This window comes from Streptomyces sp. NPDC088785, from assembly GCF_044750685.1.
GTDB lineage: Bacteria > Actinomycetota > Actinomycetes > Streptomycetales > Streptomycetaceae > Streptomyces.
Map to the genome: position 1 here is coordinate 590,287 of NZ_JBIVKH010000001.1, position 16,987 is coordinate 607,273.

The 16,987-nt window shown below is 72.9% G+C and carries 16 protein-coding genes; 3 read left to right on the forward strand and 13 right to left on the reverse strand.

Going from position 1 to position 16,987, the window contains the following annotated elements; translation table 11 throughout:
* Window positions 1-82: 82 nt before the first annotated feature.
* Together ACIP5K_RS02625 and ACIP5K_RS02630 are read left to right on the forward strand one after the other, a co-directional pair.
* Window positions 83-889 (forward strand): helix-turn-helix domain-containing protein, encoded by an 807-nt coding sequence (locus ACIP5K_RS02625; RefSeq protein WP_401405247.1) that lies wholly within the window; start codon window positions 83-85, stop codon window positions 887-889.
* Window positions 886-1,131, forward strand: a complete 246-nt coding sequence (locus tag ACIP5K_RS02630; protein WP_401404208.1) for a DUF397 domain-containing protein — start codon at window positions 886-888, stop codon at window positions 1,129-1,131. Before ACIP5K_RS02625 ends, ACIP5K_RS02630 begins: the two co-directional genes overlap by 4 nt.
* 46 nt (window positions 1,132-1,177) lie before the next feature.
* Here the strand turns inward: ACIP5K_RS02630 and ACIP5K_RS02635 are convergent, their stop codons facing one another.
* The 13 genes from ACIP5K_RS02635 to ACIP5K_RS02695 form a co-directional block, all read right to left on the reverse strand.
* A complete protein-coding gene (locus ACIP5K_RS02635) occupies window positions 1,178-2,146 on the reverse strand; it encodes an ABC transporter substrate-binding protein (RefSeq protein WP_401404209.1) in 969 nt (322 codons plus the stop codon).
* Between the two features lies 1 nt (window position 2,147).
* The gene (locus ACIP5K_RS02640) at window positions 2,148-4,118 is read right to left on the reverse strand and encodes an ABC transporter permease (protein ID WP_401404211.1); all 1,971 of its coding nucleotides are present in this window, start codon (window positions 4,116-4,118) and stop codon (window positions 2,148-2,150) included.
* Complete coding sequence (locus ACIP5K_RS02645) at window positions 4,119-5,195, reverse strand: glycine betaine/L-proline ABC transporter ATP-binding protein (protein WP_401404213.1); 1,077 nt, start codon at window positions 5,193-5,195, stop codon at window positions 4,119-4,121.
* Entirely contained in the window at window positions 5,192-6,745 is a 1,554-nt protein-coding gene (locus ACIP5K_RS02650; protein WP_401404214.1) for a GMC family oxidoreductase, read from the reverse strand. The genes ACIP5K_RS02645 and ACIP5K_RS02650 overlap by 4 nt, the downstream gene beginning before the upstream one ends.
* Before the next feature lie 176 nt (window positions 6,746-6,921).
* Window positions 6,922-8,424 carry an aldehyde dehydrogenase family protein gene (locus ACIP5K_RS02655; RefSeq protein WP_401404216.1) on the reverse strand — a complete coding sequence of 501 codons (1,503 nt, stop codon included), beginning with the start codon at window positions 8,422-8,424 and terminating at the stop codon, window positions 6,922-6,924.
* A gap of 182 nt (window positions 8,425-8,606) precedes the next feature.
* Window positions 8,607-8,927 (reverse strand): hypothetical protein, encoded by a 321-nt coding sequence (locus ACIP5K_RS02660; protein WP_401404218.1) that lies wholly within the window; start codon window positions 8,925-8,927, stop codon window positions 8,607-8,609.
* A 62-nt stretch (window positions 8,928-8,989) separates the two neighbouring features.
* Window positions 8,990-9,838, reverse strand: a complete 849-nt coding sequence (locus ACIP5K_RS02665) for a hypothetical protein (RefSeq protein WP_401404219.1) — start codon at window positions 9,836-9,838, stop codon at window positions 8,990-8,992.
* Window positions 9,835-10,197: a hypothetical protein gene (locus ACIP5K_RS02670; RefSeq protein WP_401404221.1), complete on the reverse strand. Its 363-nt coding sequence runs from the start codon at window positions 10,195-10,197 to the stop codon at window positions 9,835-9,837. Before ACIP5K_RS02670 ends, ACIP5K_RS02665 begins: the two co-directional genes overlap by 4 nt.
* Window positions 10,184-11,938 carry a hypothetical protein gene (locus ACIP5K_RS02675; protein ID WP_401404223.1) on the reverse strand — a complete coding sequence of 585 codons (1,755 nt, stop codon included), beginning with the start codon at window positions 11,936-11,938 and terminating at the stop codon, window positions 10,184-10,186. The genes ACIP5K_RS02670 and ACIP5K_RS02675 overlap by 14 nt, the downstream gene beginning before the upstream one ends.
* Before the next feature lie 220 nt (window positions 11,939-12,158).
* Window positions 12,159-13,151: a malate dehydrogenase gene (locus tag ACIP5K_RS02680; protein WP_401404225.1), complete on the reverse strand. Its 993-nt coding sequence runs from the start codon at window positions 13,149-13,151 to the stop codon at window positions 12,159-12,161.
* 308 nt (window positions 13,152-13,459) lie between these two features.
* Entirely contained in the window at window positions 13,460-14,458 is a 999-nt protein-coding gene (locus tag ACIP5K_RS02685) for an XRE family transcriptional regulator (protein ID WP_401404226.1), read from the reverse strand.
* A 210-nt stretch (window positions 14,459-14,668) separates the two neighbouring features.
* Entirely contained in the window at window positions 14,669-15,193 is a 525-nt protein-coding gene (locus tag ACIP5K_RS02690; RefSeq protein WP_401404228.1) for a DUF3017 domain-containing protein, read from the reverse strand.
* Window positions 15,183-16,046: a bifunctional methylenetetrahydrofolate dehydrogenase/methenyltetrahydrofolate cyclohydrolase gene (locus ACIP5K_RS02695; protein WP_401404230.1), complete on the reverse strand. Its 864-nt coding sequence runs from the start codon at window positions 16,044-16,046 to the stop codon at window positions 15,183-15,185. The genes ACIP5K_RS02690 and ACIP5K_RS02695 overlap by 11 nt, the downstream gene beginning before the upstream one ends.
* Window positions 16,047-16,262: 216 nt before the next feature.
* On the opposite strand from ACIP5K_RS02695, the gene ACIP5K_RS02700 reads away from it, so the two are divergent.
* Window positions 16,263-16,982, forward strand: a complete 720-nt coding sequence (locus ACIP5K_RS02700; RefSeq protein WP_401404232.1) for an RDD family protein — start codon at window positions 16,263-16,265, stop codon at window positions 16,980-16,982.
* Window positions 16,983-16,987: the final 5 nt, after the last annotated feature.

Sequence of the window (16,987 nt, forward strand, 5' to 3'; positions counted from 1 at the left end):
TCGCGCGTACGCTCGGGAGTAACGATGCGTGTACTTCGGGTAGTTGTACCTGTCGTGACCCCTGGTGGAGGTGTGCGTGCCGATGTCGTCCGAGATGAACCTCGCGTGGCGCTACTGCGGTAGCCAGATCAAGCTGTGGCGCACCGAGGCCGGCGTCGACCGCGAGATACTGGCCAAGGAGGCGGGGTACGGCTGCGAGTACGTGAAGTCCATGGAGAACGGGCGGCGCAAACCCACCCTCCGGCTCCTCCAGATCGCCGACCAGCTCTGCGGCGCCGGCGGGAAGATCGTCGCCGCGCAGGAGTACCTGAAGCCCGAGCCGCATCCGCAGCGGTCGCAGGAGTTCATGGCGCTGGAGAAGGACGCCATCGCCGTCAGTTCGTACGAGCCCCTGCTCGTGCCCGGACTGCTCCAGGCCGCGGAGTACGCGACCGCCCTGATCAGCGCCAGCTCGCCGCCGCTCGACGACGAGACCGTCCAGGAGCGCGTCGCGGGGCGGCTGAAGCGGCAGGAGGCGTTGAGCGCGCGCACGGGCGTCATGTTCAGCTTCGTGATGTTCGAGGCGGCGCTGCGGTCGAAGGTGGGCGGGCGCGAGGTGATGCGGCAGCAGCTCCAACACCTGCTGAGCGTGGGCGAGTTGCGGAACGTTTTGATCCAGGTGCTGCCCTTCGGGCGGGCCTACGGGGTCGCGCTCAACGGCCCCATCGCGCTTCTGGAGACCGCTGATCACGAGTACTACGCCTTCGCAGAAGGGCAGAAGACCAGCGCCCTTTATGCCGACGCCGACAAGGTCAGTCAGCTCACCCGGACCCATGACATGATCCGCATGCACGCCCTCAGCCCCGAGGATTCGGCCGAGTTCATCAGAGAGGTGGCGCAGGCACTGTGAACCCCAGCCTGACGTGGTTCAAGTCCAGCTACAGCGACAGCGAGGGCAGCAACTGCCTCGAAGCCGCCCTGGACTGGCGGAAGTCCAGCTACAGCGATGATCAAGGCGGCAACTGCCTCGAAGCCGCCACCTGCCCCACCCGCGTCCACGTCCGCGACTCCAAGCTCGGCCCCGAAGGCCCCGCCTTCAGTGCCGCCGCGCCCGCCTGGAACGCCTTCGTCGCGCACGCCCGCACCGTCTGAGCACCGCCGATCCGGGCCGACGGGCCCGGATCAGCGGTCACGCCGGCTATCCGGCCAGCCACGCCTTCCACTCGGAGCGGTGGGCGTCGACCCACTTCTTCGCCGCCGCCTCCGGCGTCAGCTTCTGGTCGGCGATCAGGAGCGAGACCTCGTTCTGGTCGTCCGTCGTCCAGCGGAACTTCTTCAGGAAGGCCGCGGCCCGGCCGCCGCTCTTCACGAAGTCCGCGTTGAGGTACTTCTGCAACGGCGTCCTGGGGTACGCGCAGGCGACCTTCTCGGCGTCGGCGTCGCAGCCCTCCTTGTAGGCGGGCAGCTTCACCTCCGTCATCGGGACCTTGTTGAACAGCCACTGCGGCTGGTACCAGTACGACAGGAACGGCTTCTTCTGCTTCGCGAACTGCTTGATCTGGGTGATCTGCGCGGCTTCCGAGCCCGAGAAGACGACCTGGTAGTCCAGCTTCAGGTTCTGGACCAGCGCCTTGTCGTTCGTGACGTACGAGGGTGAGCCGTCGAGGAGCTGGCCCTTGCCGCCGCTCTCGGCGGTCCTGAGTTGATCCGCGTACTTGTCGAGGTTCTTCCAGTTCGTGACGTCCGGGTGCTGCTTGGCGAAGTACGTCGGGACGAACCAGCCGATGTGGCCGGTGACGCCGAGGCCGCCGCCCGCGACGATGGTCCTCTTGTCCTTGACGTAGCGCTGCTCCTGCTCGGGGTGGCCCCAGTCCTCCAGGATCGCGTCCACGCGGCCCTGGCTGAGGGCGTCCCAGGCGGGGACCTCGTCGACCTGGACCGTGTCGACGCGGTAGCCCAGTTCGTGCTCCAGGAGGTACTGGGCGACGGCCACGTTGGCCTGCGCGCCGACCCAGGACTGGACCGAGAGGGTCACCGTCCGGGCGCCCTTGGCGTTGGCGAACGGCGACGACTGCTTCGTCATGTCCGCCGCGCCGCAGCCGGTCACCAGGAGCAGGGCCCCGGCCGCCGCCACGGCCGCGTACGGCCTGCGGATCCTTGAGGTCATCTCAGGCCCCCTTTCCGTCGGTGGTGCGGCGGCCCGTCGGCTGGGTCACCCGGTCCAGCATCAGGCCGAGGCAGACGATCGCGGCGCCCGCGACGAGTCCGGTGGCCAGGTCGCCCTGGGCGAGGCCGAACACGACGTCGTAGCCGAGCGCGCCGCCGCCGACCAGGCCGCCGATGATGACGACGGCGAGGGTCAGGACGACGCCCTGGTTCACGGCGAGCAGCAACGCGGGCCGGGCGAGCGGGAGTTGCACCTGGCGCAGCTGCTGCGCCGCCGTCGCGCCCATCGAGCGGGACGCTTCGAGCGCGGCCGGGTCGACCTGGCGCAGGCCCTGCGTGGTGATGCGGACGACGGCCGGCAGCGCGTAGACGACGGCGGCTGCGACGGCCGGGGCGCGGCCGACGCCGAAGAGGGCGACGACCGGGATCAGGTACACGAACTGCGGCATCGTCTGGAAGACGTCGAGGACCGGGCGGAGCAGCCGTTCGAAGCGGTCGCTGCGGGCCGCCGCGATGCCGGTCGCGAATCCGATGACCAGCGTCACCGCCACCGCCGCGAGCACCTGGGAGAGCGTGTCGAGGGACGCCTTCCACACGCCGAGCCAGCCGATCGCGGCCATGGCGAGGACGGCGGTCAGCGCGGTGCGCCAGGTGCCGATCAGCCAGGCGAGCGCGGCGACGATCAGCAGCACCGACCACCAGGGCAGCCAGGTCAGGCCGGAGCGGACCGGGTCGAGGACCCAGGTGGTGAAGTGCGCGGCCCAGTCGGCGGTGCCGCCCACGTAGGGGACGCCGGTGTAGAGGTGGTCGGTCATCCAGTCGACGGCGTCGTTCACGGTCGCCGCGATGTGGACGACCCAGCTGTCCGGCCAGTCGAGGCGGTCGGCGAAGCGGGCGGCGAGCGCGGCGGCGACGGTGCCCGCCGCGACGACCCCCCACTTCCAGCGGGCGGGCGCCTCGTGGGAGCCGAGCCGCTCGCCCGCGGCGCCGGTGACCCGGTCGAGGATCACGGCGAGCAGCACGATGGGGATGCCCGCGGCGAGCGCGGCGCCGACGTCGACCGAGGCGAGGGCCTGGTAGACGCGGTCGCCGAGACCGGCGGCGCCGATGACGGAGGCGATGACGGCCATGGACAGCGCCATCATGATCGTCTGGTTGAGGCCGAGGAGGAGTTCCCTGCGGGCCAGCGGGAGGCGGGCCGAGAACAGGCGCTGGCGGAACGTCGCGCCGAGCGAGGTGACGGCCTCCATGACCCCGCCGTCGGCGGCGCGCAGGCCGAGCGCGGTGAGCCGGGCCATGGGCGGCGCGGCGTAGACGACCGTGGCGAGGACCGCCGCCGGTACGCCCATGCCGAAGATCAGCACGACGGGCAGCAGGTAGGCGTACGCGGGCAGCACCTGCATGGTGTCGAGGACCGGGCGCAGCACGCGGTACATGCGCTCGCTCAGTCCGGCGGCGAGGCCCAGCACGGCGCCGAGCACGACCGAGGCGAGCACGGCGACGACCATCAGCGCCAGCGTCTGCATGGTCGGGACCCACATGCCGAGGGCGCCGCACGCCAGGAAGGCGACGACGGCGGACGCGGCGAGCCGCCAGCCCGCGACGCGCCAGGCGATCAGGCCCGCGGCGGCGGTGACGCCCGCCCAGCCGGCGGCGAGCAGCACGACGTAGACGGCGTGGATGGCGACGATCAGCGCGTTGCTGATGTGGCCGAGGAAGTACAGGAACAGCGGGGAGCTGTCCCGGTTGTCGATGATCCAGTCGCTGGCCCTGCCGAGCGGTCCCGAGACGTCGACGGTGAGGGCGTGCGGCCAGGCGGCCCCCGGCCAGTGGGCGGTGGCGAGCGGCACGAGGACCGCCGCGGCGACGGCGAGCAGCAGGAGCTTGCCGAGGGCGCGGTGGCGCGCGCCGAGGTTCCTGAGGCCGCCCGCGCCGTTCTTCGACGGCGGGGCGGCGGTGACGGCGGCGGTCATCTATACCGCCTCCCCGCTCGCGGTGGCGCCGCCCACGGCCGCGATGAGCCGTTCGTGGTCGACGATGCCCAGGCAGCGGCCCCCGTCCATGACCCGGACGGCGAACCCGGTCCGCGCGACGGCCTCGATGGCCTCCGAGACCGTGGCGTCCGGGGCGACGGCCGCGCCGCGCTCGGCCTCGTCGTTGTCGGCGGGGCGCATCACGCGGCGCACCGTCATGACCTGCTCGCGGGGCACGTCGCGGACGAACTCCCGCACGTAGTCGTCGGCGGGCGCGCCCACGATCTCCTCGGGCGTGCCGAGCTGCACGATCCGGCCGTCGCGCATCAGGGCGATGCGGTCGCCCAGGCGCAGCGCCTCGGTCAGGTCGTGGGTGATGAAGACCATCGTGCGGCCCTCCTCGCGGTGCAGCCGCACGACCTCCTCCTGCATGTCGCGCCGGATCAGCGGGTCGAGCGCGCTGAACGGCTCGTCGAAGAGGAGGACCTCCGGGTCGACGGCGAGTGCCCGCGCCAGGCCGACGCGCTGCTGCTGGCCGCCGGAGAGCTGGCCGGGGCGGCGGTCCTCAAGTCCTTCGAGGCCGACCTTGGCGACGACCTCGGCGGCCCGCGCGCGCCGCTCGGCGCGGCCGACGCCCTGGATCTCCAGGCCGTAGGCGACGTTGTCGAGGACGGTGCGGTGCGGCAGCAGCCCGAAGTGCTGGAAGACCATGGCGGCGCGGCGTCTGCGCAGGGTGCGCAGCCGGGAGCGGTCCATGGCGCGGACGTCCTCGCCGTCCATCTCCAGCCCGCCCGCGGTGGGTTCGATGAGCCGGGTCAGGCAGCGCACCAGCGTGGACTTGCCGGAGCCGGACAGGCCCATGACGACGAACACCTCGCCGCGCCGCACGTCGAAGGAGACGTCGCGGACGGCGGCGGTGCAGCCGGTGCGGGCGCGCAGCTCGACGGCGTCGAGGCCGGCCAGCTCCTCCTGGCCCGGGATCCGGTCGGCCTTCGGTCCGAAGACCTTCCACAGGTTGCGGACGGAGAAGACGGTCTCCGCGGGCGGCTGCGTACGGGTGTCGGTGGCGGTACTCATCGCGCGTCACCACCCATCAGCTCGGCGCACTTCTCCCCGACCATGAGCACTCCGATCATCGGGTTCACCGCGGGCATCGTCGGGAAGACGGACGCGTCGGCGATACGGATGGACTCCAGCCCTCGTACCCTCAACTCGGGGTCGACCACCGCGAGTTCGTCGTCGGCGGCGCCTATTCGGCAGGTACCCGCGGGATGGTAGACGGTGTGGGCGACCTTGCGGGCGTACTCGCTCAGCTCCTCGTCGCCCGTGATGTCGGGGCCGGGGCACACCTCGCGGCCCAGCCAGCCGGCCAGCGGTTCGGTGCGGGCGATCTCGCGGGCGATGCGGATGCCGTCGACGAGGGTCCTGCCGTCGTAGTCGTCCTCGTCGGTGAAGTACCGGAAGTCGAGGGCGGGCTGGACCTCGGGGTCCGCGCTGGTCAGGTACAGGCGGCCGCGGCTCTTCGGCTTGGGGATGTTCGGCGTCATGGACACCCCGTGCGCGGGCCTGTCGTAGCCCAGCCGCTCGGGGTTGTCGGTGAACGGGATCTGGTAGAAGTGGAACATCAGGTCGGGTCCGGCGGCCTCGGGGTCGCGCTGGACGAAGAGGCCCGCGTCGCTGTCCATGGCGCTGTTGTCGGGGATCGGCCCGTCGGTCTCCCAGACGATGACCGACTCCGGGTGGTCGAGCAGGTTCTCGCCGACACCGGGCAGGTCGTGCAGGACGGGGATGCCGAGCTTCTCCAGGTCGGCCTTCGGGCCGATGCCGGAGTGCAGGAGCAGCCGGGGCGTGTCGACGGCGCCCGCGCAGACGACGACCTCGCGCCGCGCGCTGATCAGCCGCTCCTCGCCGTCCTCGGTCCGCACGCGCACGCCCTCGGCCCGGGTGCCGTCGGCGAACTCCAGCCGGTACGCCCACGTCTCCAGCAGGAGGGTGAGGTTGGGGCGGTCGCCGGACTCCAGGTGCGGGTGCAGGTACGCCACCGAGGCGGACGACCGCTTGTTGTCCTCCGGGTGGTAGGCCAGGTCGAAGAAGCCGACGCCGTCCTTGAACGGCGCCCTGTTGAAGCCCTCGACGCGCGGCACGCCGGTCGCGGTCCGCGCGGCCTCGACGAAGTCGCGGGCGATGGCGTTCCGGTCCTTCTCGTCGACGGGCACGATGTTGTTGCGCAGCCTGCCGAAGTAGGGGTCCATCGACCGGTGGTCCCAGCCCTCGGCGCCGGCCGCCGCCCATTCGTCCCAGTCGCCGGGCAGCGGCTTGAACGAGATGAGGGTGTTGTGCGAGGAGCAGCCGCCGAGGACCTTGGCGCGGCTGTGCAGGATGTGCGAGTTGCCGCGCGGCTGTTCGGTGGTGGTGTAGCCGTAGTCGAGGTCGCCGCCGAGCAGGCCGAGCCAGCGGCGCAGCGTCAGCACGTCGTCGCGGCCGACGTCGCTGGGGCCGCCCTCGATGACGGCGACGGTGACGTCCGGGTCCTCGGTGAGGCGGGAGGCGATCACCGATCCGGCGGTGCCGCCGCCGACGATGACGTAGTCGTACGTGTGCTCAAGCGATTCGGGGTGTAGCGGCATGCGTCAACTCCTCAATGTCGCAAGGTACTTCGCGTGATGGGGGGGCGGGCCGGCCCCGGTCGGCCGGGGGCGGCTCGCGTCGGGGCCGGGCGCGCGGTTCCCCGCGCCCGGTTCGGGGGGCGCGGGGAAGCGCGGTGGGGGCAGCCGGCGGGGGGCCTGCGGGCGGCCCGGTGGGGTCAGCCGGCGAACCAGCGCACGGGCTTCGGCGCCAGGTTCTGGTAGATGTGCTTCGTCTCGCGGTACTCGGCGAGGCCGGCGGGCCCCAGCTCGCGCCCGACCCCGCTCTTGCCGAACCCGCCCCACTCCGCCTGCGGCAGGTAGGGGTGGAAGTCGTTGATCCAGACGGTGCCGTGCCGCAGCCGGGCGGCGACCCGGCGGGCGCGGCCCGCGTCGGTGGTCCAGACGGCGCCCGCGAGCCCGTACTCGGTGTCGTTGGCGAGGGCGACGGCCTCGTCCTCGGTGCGGAAGGTCTCGACGGTGAGGATCGGCCCGAAGGTCTCCTCGCGCACGACCCGCATCTCGCGGTGGCACTGGTCGAGGACGGTCGGCTCGTAGAACCAGCCGGTGGCCGGGCGCACGTCGCTGGGCTCGGGCCGCTTGCCGCCGCAGCGCGGCACGGCGCCCTCGGCGAGCGCGGAGGCGACGAACGACTCGGTCTTGTCGCGCTGCTGCTCGCTGACGAGCGGCCCGCACTCGACGCCCTTCTCGGTGCCGCGGCCGAGCCGGATCCGCTCGGCGCGGCGGGCGAGCTCGGCGACGAAGCGCTCGCGCACCGACTCCTCGATGATGAGCCGGGACCCGGCGGAGCAGACCTGGCCGCTGTGGATGAACGCGGCGTTGAGGGCCTGGTCGACGGCCGTGTCGAAGCCGTCCTCGGTCTCGCAGGCGTCGGCGAAGACGACGTTGGGGTTCTTGCCGCCGAGTTCGAGGGCGACCTTCTTCACCGACGCGGCGGCGGCCTGGGCCACCTTCGTGCCGCTGACCAGGCCACCGGTGAAGGAGACCAGGTCGACGTCGGGGTGGTCGGCGAGCCGGGCGCCGACCGAGGCGCCGGGGCCGGTCACCAGGTTGGCGACGCCGGCCGGGAGCCCGGCCTCGGCCAGCAGCTCGACGAGCACGACCGTGGTCAGCGGGGTGATCTCGCTCGGCTTGATCACGAAGGTGTTGCCCGCGGCGAGCGCCGGGGCGATCTTCCAACTGGCCTGGAGCAGCGGGTAGTTCCAGGGCGTGATCATCGTGCAGACGCCGACGGGCTCGTGCACGACGACGCTGTGGATCTCGTCGGACCCGGCGTCGACGACGCGGCCGGCGCCCTCGCCGACGACGAGGTCGGCGAAGTAGCGGAAGGCGTCGGCGACGCAGTCGACGTCGACGCGGCCCTCCTCGACGGTCTTCCCGGCGTCCCGGCTCTCCAGCAGGCCGATCTTCTCCCGGTCGCGCACGAGGAGGTCGGCGACCCGGCGCAGCAGGGCGGCGCGCTCGGCGACGGGGGTGTGCGGCCACGGGCCCTCGTCGAAGGCGCGGCGGGCCGCGGCGATCGCGGCGTCCGCGTCCTCGGCGCCGCCTTCGGCGATCACGGCGAACGCGGTGGCGTCCGCCGGGTCGAGGATCTCGCGGGTCGCCCCCGAGGCGGCACCCCGCCACTCTCCGTCGACATGGATGGTCTCTTGTGCTGACACGTCCTGTTTCGCCTTCCGTTCATGAGCTGCCCCCGTGCACCGCGAACGGCCGGTCGGCCTGTTCAGGGGTGGCGTCGATGGCCCTGCCCGGGGGTGCCGAGAACATGCGTGAACGGTGGCCAGAAGTGTGCTGCATCACCCGCGCCCGGGGCGGGCCGACGGGCCGACGGGACCGCAACCGGTCAGCGGGCGGCCTGTCGGGCCAGGCGGGTCGCCGTCAGGAGGGAGAGGGACGGCTCGGCCTCGCGGAGGATCCTGACGGCCCGCACCGCATCGACGGGCCCCTCGTACCCGGCGGCGGCGAGCCGCTCCCGCACCCACACCCCGACCGCCCCCTCCGCCACGAACCCGGCGACCACCGCGGCGGCCCGCTCAAGCCCGGGCCGGTCGGCCTCGCCCGCCTGCGCCAGGGCCGCGTCCACGGCCTCCGCGATGCGCTCGGCGTCCCGCAGGACGAGGACGTTCAGCTCGGGTTCCGATGTCGATTTCGACGAGAAGATCATCCCCGAATGCTGCACACGCCCGTACCCGCCCAAACACCACTTGAGCAACCTCAGAGCCTCGGCTACACCACCCCGAACCGGGACAGCGCCGTGGCGAGCCGGTCGCGCTGGACGGGCCACTCGTCGTCCGGCCCCGCGACGAGCACCGCGTACTGCGTCCCGTCCCGCGCGGTGAACGAGAAGTCGATCACCTTCCGCCGGGCGTCCAGCTCGTCGCTGTCGTACGCGTAGACGAGCTCGGCCGCGTCGTCGGTGACCTCGTCGGAGGCGCCCTCGGGCGCGGCGGTCTCCGCCAGCGAGACCTCCTCGTAGCCGCGGTGGGACGTCGCCAGGGCCTCGGACGCGGCCCGGAGCGAGGCGAGCGGGGTCGCGTCGGCCTCGGTGACGGTGAAGACCTGGACGAGGGACGCCTTGTCGGCGGACTTGTAGAACACGCCGTCCTCGCTCTCGCTGCGCCGCCAGCCGTCGGGCACCGCGAGCGTGAACCCCGAGGCGTCCGTCACCTCCCGGTATCCGGACGGCAGCGCACCCCGCGCCGAACCGCTTGCCGAACCGCTCGCGGAGACGCTCGCGGAGGCACTCGCGGACGCGCCCGGCGACGGGGTGGCCGAGGCCGCGGCGGAGGCGGCCCGGGTCGGCTCCCGGTCGGGGCCCGCGCCGCCGTCGCGGCCGGCCAGCACCACGGTGGCCGCGACGGCCGCGCCGACCACGGCGGCACCGGCCAGCACGAGCGCGTACCGCCGGTTGCGCCCGGCCGGCGGGGCGGCCGGGCCGCTCAGTTCCGGCTCGGGCCAGGACGTCGGCGGCGGCGCGAAGTCCGGCCGCGGCGGGGGCGGCGACGACAGCGTCGCCGGGCCCGAGCCCGCCTCCTCCCAGCGTTGGCTCTCCTCGTTCCACTGCCGCCCGGTCATCTCAGGTTCCCCAGCATCCCGGCCACCGTGCCCGCCGACGTGAGCATCGACAGGACCGCCTGCGAGTCGCCGAGGAGCGCCCGCAACCGCTCCAGCCGGGTCGCCGGGGCGCTGCCGGTGCGCACCAGTTCGCCCTCGGCACCGGCGAGTTCGGCGTCGAGGACGCGCAGGGGTTCGTCGGCGCGCAGGCGGGTCAGGTCGGCGCGCAGTTCGCGGACCGCGTCGAGCAGTTCGCGCATCGCCTCGTCGCGCTGCGGGGCGCCGTGCGTGTGGCTCTCCGCGCGGGCGTGGCTGCCGATGGCGAAGGTGCTGCCGTGGACGTCGCCGAGGGTGACGGAGGGCTCGTCATTCGCTGTCATCGTGGTCGGATCCCTTCGGGGCGGGGGTGGCGCCGGCCGCCGCCGACGTCGTCGCGCGGGCGTGGCTGCCGACGGCGAAGGTGGAGTCCTCGACGCGGTCGATGTGCACACCGCCGCTGCTGATGTTGACGATCTTCTGGACGAACTCGCCGGTCAGGTAGCCGGATTCGGCGAGCGCCTGGCGCACCCCGCCCGCGACGCGGTCCTGGACGGACTTGAGGTACCGCTCCACGTCCATCCGCTGGAACAGCGAACCGGGCCCCTCCGAGCCCAGCTCCCGCACCGACAGGGCCGGGCCGTCGGGCAGCGCGCCGCTGTGCCCGCCGGTGAGCACCTGCCAGCCGTAGCCGAACCAGCGGCCGACGGTGACGGCGGAGCGCGCCGGGGAGCCCGGCACCCGGGCGAGCGCCCAGACGGCCTTGCCGAGCGGGTTGTTGTGGCGGAACTGGTGGGCGGTGCGGTCCGCGGTGCGGAAGGGTTCGCGGACCGGGGCGAGGACGTGCGGCGCGATCTCCAGCATCAGCATCCGGCCCTGGGTGTGCACCCGGACGAAGACGGTGACGACCAGCTCCTCCTCCCAGCCGCCGACCCGGATCCGCAGGAAGTGCCGCCGCTTCTCGGCGCCCTCCTCGACGGACCGCTCCCGGTGCTCCTCGAACGCCTCGGGGCGGTAGGGGGCGTCCTCGCGGGCGGCGAGGCCCTCGGCGGGCAGGAAGACGCACTCGTCGATCTCCAGCCAGCGCAGCCGGTCGCGCACGGTGGTGCTCGCGAACTCGGCGGGCAGCCGCAGCTGTTCGAGCAGCGGCCTGATCTTCTCCAGGATGCCGCGGTTGTTGAGCGGCTGCCGCTGCTTCGCGGGGTCGGGGCGCAGTTCGACGGCGAGCGTCCAGGTGTCGACCGGTTCACCGGCGCCGCAGAACGGTCGGACCGCGTGGTACATGATCAGCGGCGCGTGCTGCTCGGTCCTGATCCGCCGCATCACCCGCGCGAAGCGGGCGCCCTCGGCGCTCTCGGCCGGGTCGGCGGAGGCGTCCGCGAACCGCGTCTCGCAGAGGTCGGACCCGAGGACGCGGCCGAGCTGGCCGCGCTGGGCCCCCGCGCACAGGGCGATGAGGGCGAGCAGCAGCAGGGTGAGCCAGCCGTGCAGGGTCTCGCCGGACCCGCTCGCCTCGGGGACCAGCCAGTTCAGGGCGCCCGGCAGGCTGTCGTGCAGGCCCGTCCTGACCTCGCGGGAGAACTCCCCGTCGGCGTCGCCGGTCGCCATGACCACGGTGGTGATCAGCAGGAGGGTCAGCAGGCCCCGCCCCCACCAGCGCACGTACCAGGCGATGACCCGGCGGTAGACCGGCGGCCGCCGCCGCGGTCCGCGGATCCAGACGCCGAGCGCGAGCAGGGCGGAGGGCAGCAGGAAGGTGAGGATCCAGTAGCCGGTCAGCGGCAGGGCCACCACCCACAGGCCGAGCACGGCCCCGGCCCACGCCACTTCGAAGCGCCGGGCGCGCAGCGCGTGCGCGAGGACCCGGGCGGCGTCGAAGCCGAGCGAGGGGGCCACGACGCGCTGCTCGTGCAGGTGCAGCTGTTCGATGACCCGGTCCCGGTAGTCCTGGTCGAGATAGACGCCGGCGCACAGCAGCCGGGTGGCCTCGCTGGCGTACGGCGGCTTCGCCGGCGGCAGCGGCCCCACCGCTCCCGGTCCGCCGGTGTCCGGTGCCGACTGCTGCGGTACATAGGCGGTGCCCACACCACTCCCCCGAGGTGACCGATGATGCCGCTGATCCGAACTGCCTTCAGCGGGAAGGCAGTTGCGAAAGAGGCAGCATAGTCCCCCGGGGCGGCCGCGTGCGTCACGCGCCCGCACCACGCGAACCGCCCGTGGCCGGGTCGCGAACGACCCGGCCACGGGCGGCCGGCGCGGGGAGACCCCGCGCGGAATCCTGCGAAGGAGTGCGTGCGGGGCGGACTCAGATGAGGCCGAGACCGCGCACGGCCTCGCGCTCCTCGGTCAGCTCCTGGACGGACGCGTCGATGCGCGTACGCGAGAACTCGTTGATCTCCAGGCCCTGGACGATCTCGTACGCGCCGTCCTTGGTGGTGACGGGGAAGGAGGAGATCAGGCCCTCCGGGACGCCGTAGGAGCCGTCCGACGGGATGCCCATGGAGGTCCAGTCGCCCTCGGCCGTGCCGTTGACCCAGGTGTACACGTGGTCGATGGCGGCGTTGGCGGCCGAGGCGGCGGAGGACGCGCCCCGGGCCTCGATGATCGCGGCGCCGCGCTTGGCGACGGTCGGGATGAAGTCCTCGGCGAGCCACTTCTCGTCGTTGCCGATGGCCTCGATGGCCGGCTTGCCCGCGACGGACGCCTGGAAGATGTCCGGGTACTGGGTGGCCGAGTGGTTGCCCCAGATCGTCAGGCGCTGGATGTCGGCGACGGTCGAGCCGGTCTTCTTCGCGAGCTGGGTCAGCGCGCGGTTGTGGTCGAGGCGCGTCATGGCGGTGAAGCGCTCGGCCGGCACGTCCGGCGCGGCGGCCTGGGCGATGAGGGCGTTGGTGTTCGCCGGGTTGCCGACGACGAGGATCTTGACGTCGTCCGCGGCGTTGTCGTTGATGGCCCTGCCCTGCGGCTTGAAGATGCCGCCGTTGGCCTCCAGGAGGTCACCGCGCTCCATGCCCTTGGTGCGGGGGCGGGCGCCGACGAGCAGGCCCACGTTGGTGCCGTCGAAGGCGACGTTCGGGTCGTCGGTGATGTCGATGCCCTGGAGGAGCGGGAACGCGCAGTCGTCGAGCTCCATCGCGGTGCCCTCGGCGGCCTTGAGCGCCGGGGTGATCTCCAGGAGGCGCAGCTTGACCGGCACGTCCGCGCCGAGCAGCTGGCCGGAGGCGATGCGGAAGAGCAGTGCGTAGCCGATCTGGCCGGCGGCGCCGGTGACGGTGACGTTCACGGGAGTGCGGGTCATGGCGTTCTCCGTATGACAGCGAGGCTTTTGATCGATCTCTTGATACCAAGAGATCCGCTCGTCAGGCTATCGCCTCTGGGCCGTACGCGACCCCCGGGTCCGTGTGGCTCACCCCACAGAGCGGGGTCGCGGGGCCCCGGACACGGCGGCGGCCGCCGCCCCAGGGGGGGGAGAGGGGCGGGCGGCCGCCAAGGGTGCCACCGTGTGGCCATCCCGTGGGGGTACCGATCGCCTTCCCCGTCCCCACGCCCTCATGCCTGCTTTTCCGGGCCGGTCTTTCCTGCCGCGTCCGGGGCTACGGGGTGGGGCTACGGGGTGCAGCCCTTCTGGCCCGCCGCCAGCGTCCCGCAGGCCTTCGCCTCGGCGGCCGAGCCGACCCCGATCATCGGGGTGTACGTGCCGGTGTCCCCGTCGCCGACCCGGCTCTTCTGCGCCGTCGCGGAGCCCGCGGACAGCGTCACCCCGTCGCCGGGCGCCGCGAGCTGGATCCGCGCCCAGGCCGCCTTGCACGTCTTGCTGTAACGGACCTCGACGTTCGCCGCGCCGACCGTGACCTTCGCCGCGCTCTCGACCAGTTCGCCGCCGCAGCCCATGGCCTCGGGGTCCTTGCCGGTGCAGGCGTCGCCGACGCACTTCACGCCGGGGGGCAGCGCGGGGGCGCTGGTCGTCGGCGACTTCGACGGCTCGGCCGCGGTCCCCTTGTCGTCGCCACCCCTGAGCAGGACGTAGCCGACGAGCCCGACGACGACGAGGCCGACGACCCCCGCGACGAGCAGGAACAGCGAGCGCCTGCCGCCGGACCTGCCCCGCTGCGGCGAGGACACCACGGGCGGCGGGCCGAACCCGCCACCGCCGGGGGCCGGCGCCGGCCCGCGCGACGCGGCCGGCGCCCCGGCGGGCTCCGCCACCCCGGTGGACCGGGCGGGCGCGGCGCCGCCGCCGTTCCCCGGCCGGGCCGCGGGCCCCGCGAACTCCCCCAGCGCGGCGCGCGCCTGGGAGATCCGTATCGCCTCCATGGTCATGTCGTGCCGCATCTCGGAACGGCTCCAGGACCGCTCCGCCAGCTCCCACATGGTGTTGAGGTGGACGGGGTTGGTGCCGGTGACCTCGGCGAGCGCGACGATCGCGCCCTTGGGGGCGAGCAGCCGTCCGTTCAGATAACGCTCCCACGACGTCTTGCTGTACCCGGTGCGGTCCGCGAGCGCGGCGATCCCGAGCCCGCTGCGGTCCACCAGCCGGCGCAATTGGCCGGCGAACTCCTTGATCTGCGGGTCGAGTTCGTCCGGTAGCGGCTTCCAACGAGGCATTGCCCCTCCCCCTCTTCCCCCCATGCGTGTCCGAATCACCCGCGCCGCGCCTGCCCGTCGGCGTCCCACCGGGTACCCGGTGGGATGTGAGGAGCCAGGATGTCAGTTCCCCGGACGGGGGCGCACGGAGGCATTCGCCACATTCGACACCAGGGTGCGCCCCTCGCGCACACCACCAGGACGTGATGCCCGCTTTGCCCGTCCGTTCCCTCAGCGCACGGTGAAGTGCAGGGTGTCCTGGAGGAACGGGATGCGCAGCCACGGCTGGGGCTGCGCCATCATCGCGAGCAGCACGATGACGAGGCCGAGAAGCCCGTACGTGAGCATGTCCGTGAAGCGGGAGCGCACGGCGAGCATGCCGACGCCGGGCAGCGCCCAGCGCAGCACGGCGCCGCCGATCAGGGCCAGGCCCACCAGCATCGTGCCGACCCGGAACAGGTCGAACGCCGTGAGCAGCAGGCCGAGACCGGCCACCGTGAGCACGGAGATCAGCGGCCACTGGCGGGCGGGCGCCGGGGCGTCGCCGGGGGCGGCCCGGCCACCGCCCTCGGGGCGCGCGGTGTCGCGGGTCCACAGCGGGAACCGGCGCGTGCCGCGCTTCGTCCCGCGCCGCGCGCCGGACGACGGGCGCTCCGTCCCGCCGGTCGCGCCGGTCGCGCCGGTCGCGCCGGACGTGTCCCGCGCGGGGTCCTGCGAGGCGTTCACCGGCGTGCCCCCGGCGGCCTCAGCGGACACCGTCGGCGTCCCGCTCGGCGGCCTCCACGACGTTCACCAGCAGCTGGGCGCGCGTCATCGGGCCGACTCCGCCGGGGTTCGGGGAGATCCAGCCGGCGACCTCGGCGACGCCCGGGTGCACATCGCCGACGATCTTGCCGTTCGCGTCGCGCGAGACACCGACGTCGAGCACGGCGGCGCCCGGCTTGACGTCCTCGGGCCGGATCAGGTGCGGCACACCGGCCGCGGCCACGATGATGTCGGCGCGGCGCAGGTGCGAGGCGAGGTCACGGGTGCCGGTGTGGCACTGGGTGACCGTCGCGTTCTCCGACTTGCGGGTGAGCAGCAGCGGCATCGGGCGGCCGATGGTGACCCCGCGGCCGACGACGACGACCTCGGCGCCCTTGATCTCGACGCCGTGCTTGCGCAGCAGCGTGATGATGCCGAACGGGGTGCAGGGCAGCGGCGCCGGCTCGTTGAGCACCAGGCGCCCCAGGTTCATGGGGTGCAGGCCGTCGGCGTCCTTGTCCGGGTCCATCAGTTCGAGGACGCGGTTCTCGTCGATGCCCTTGGGCAGCGGCAGCTGGACGATGTAGCCGGTGCAGGCCGGGTCGTCGTTCAGCTCGCGGACGACGGCCTCGATCTCCTCCTGCGTGGCCGTGGCGGGCAGTTCGCGCTGGATGGAGGCGATGCCGACCTGCGCGCAGTCGCGGTGCTTGCCCGCGACGTACTTCTGGCTGCCGGGATCCTCGCCGACCAGGACGGTGCCGAGACCGGGCGTGACCCCCTTCTCCTTCAGGGCCGCCACGCGGGCGGTCAGTTCGGACTTGATCGCGGCTGCGGTGGCCTTGCCATCGAGAATCTGGGCGGTCATGCCGTCCATTCTTTCAGGGCGGGCCTCGATCACCCAAGTTGCACTTGCACAACAGCCCCGTCCACCGCTGGACAACACGGTGGCCGGTTCACGACCATGATCCCAGCAGTGCCGCGGATCAGCGGCAAGGGGGGCTGCCGCTCACGCGACCACCACGCCGTGGTGATCCTCCGCAGGTCCGCGACGTCCCCGTTCCCGTCACCGGAGGATCCCGCCATGAGTTACGGCGACCCCAACAACCCGTACGGCCAGCAGCCCCCGCAGGGCGGCAACCCGTACGGCCAGCCGCCGCAGGGCCCACCCCAGGGCCAGCCCGGATACGGCTACCCGCAGCAGGCCCCGCAGGGCGTCCCCCCGCAGGGGTACGGCTATCCGCAGGCGCCCGGCGCCTACCCGCAGCAGGGCGGCATGGCGCCGTACCCGCAGGGCGGACAGCCCGGCATGCCGCCGGTCGCGGGCATGGGCCGCCGCCTCGGCGCCCGCGCCATCGACGGTGTCCTGTATTCGATCATCTACTTCGCGCTCGTCGGCCCGCTGCTGGTGGACAGCGTCAAGTCCGCCACGGACTGCGACCCCATGTCGAGCACGTACAACACCTGCGTGGACAACGCGAGCTCGGGCATGTTCGGCAAGATCCTCCCGATAGCCCTCGGCATGATGGGCGTGATGCTGGTCTACGAGGTCCTGATGGTCTCGTTCGTGGGCGCCACGCTCGGCAAGCTGGCCGTCGGCATCCGCGTGCTGCGTCTGGAGAACGGCCAGAAGCCCGGCCTCGGCAAGGGCCTGCTGCGCTGGCTGGTCCCGTTCGCCGGCTACATCGTCTGCGGCATCGGCATGCTCCTGGTCTACCTGTCGCCGTTCTTCGACAACTCCGGGCGGCAGCAGGGCTGGCACGACAAGGCGGCGGGCACCATCGCCGTCCACGTCAAGGGCTGAACCCA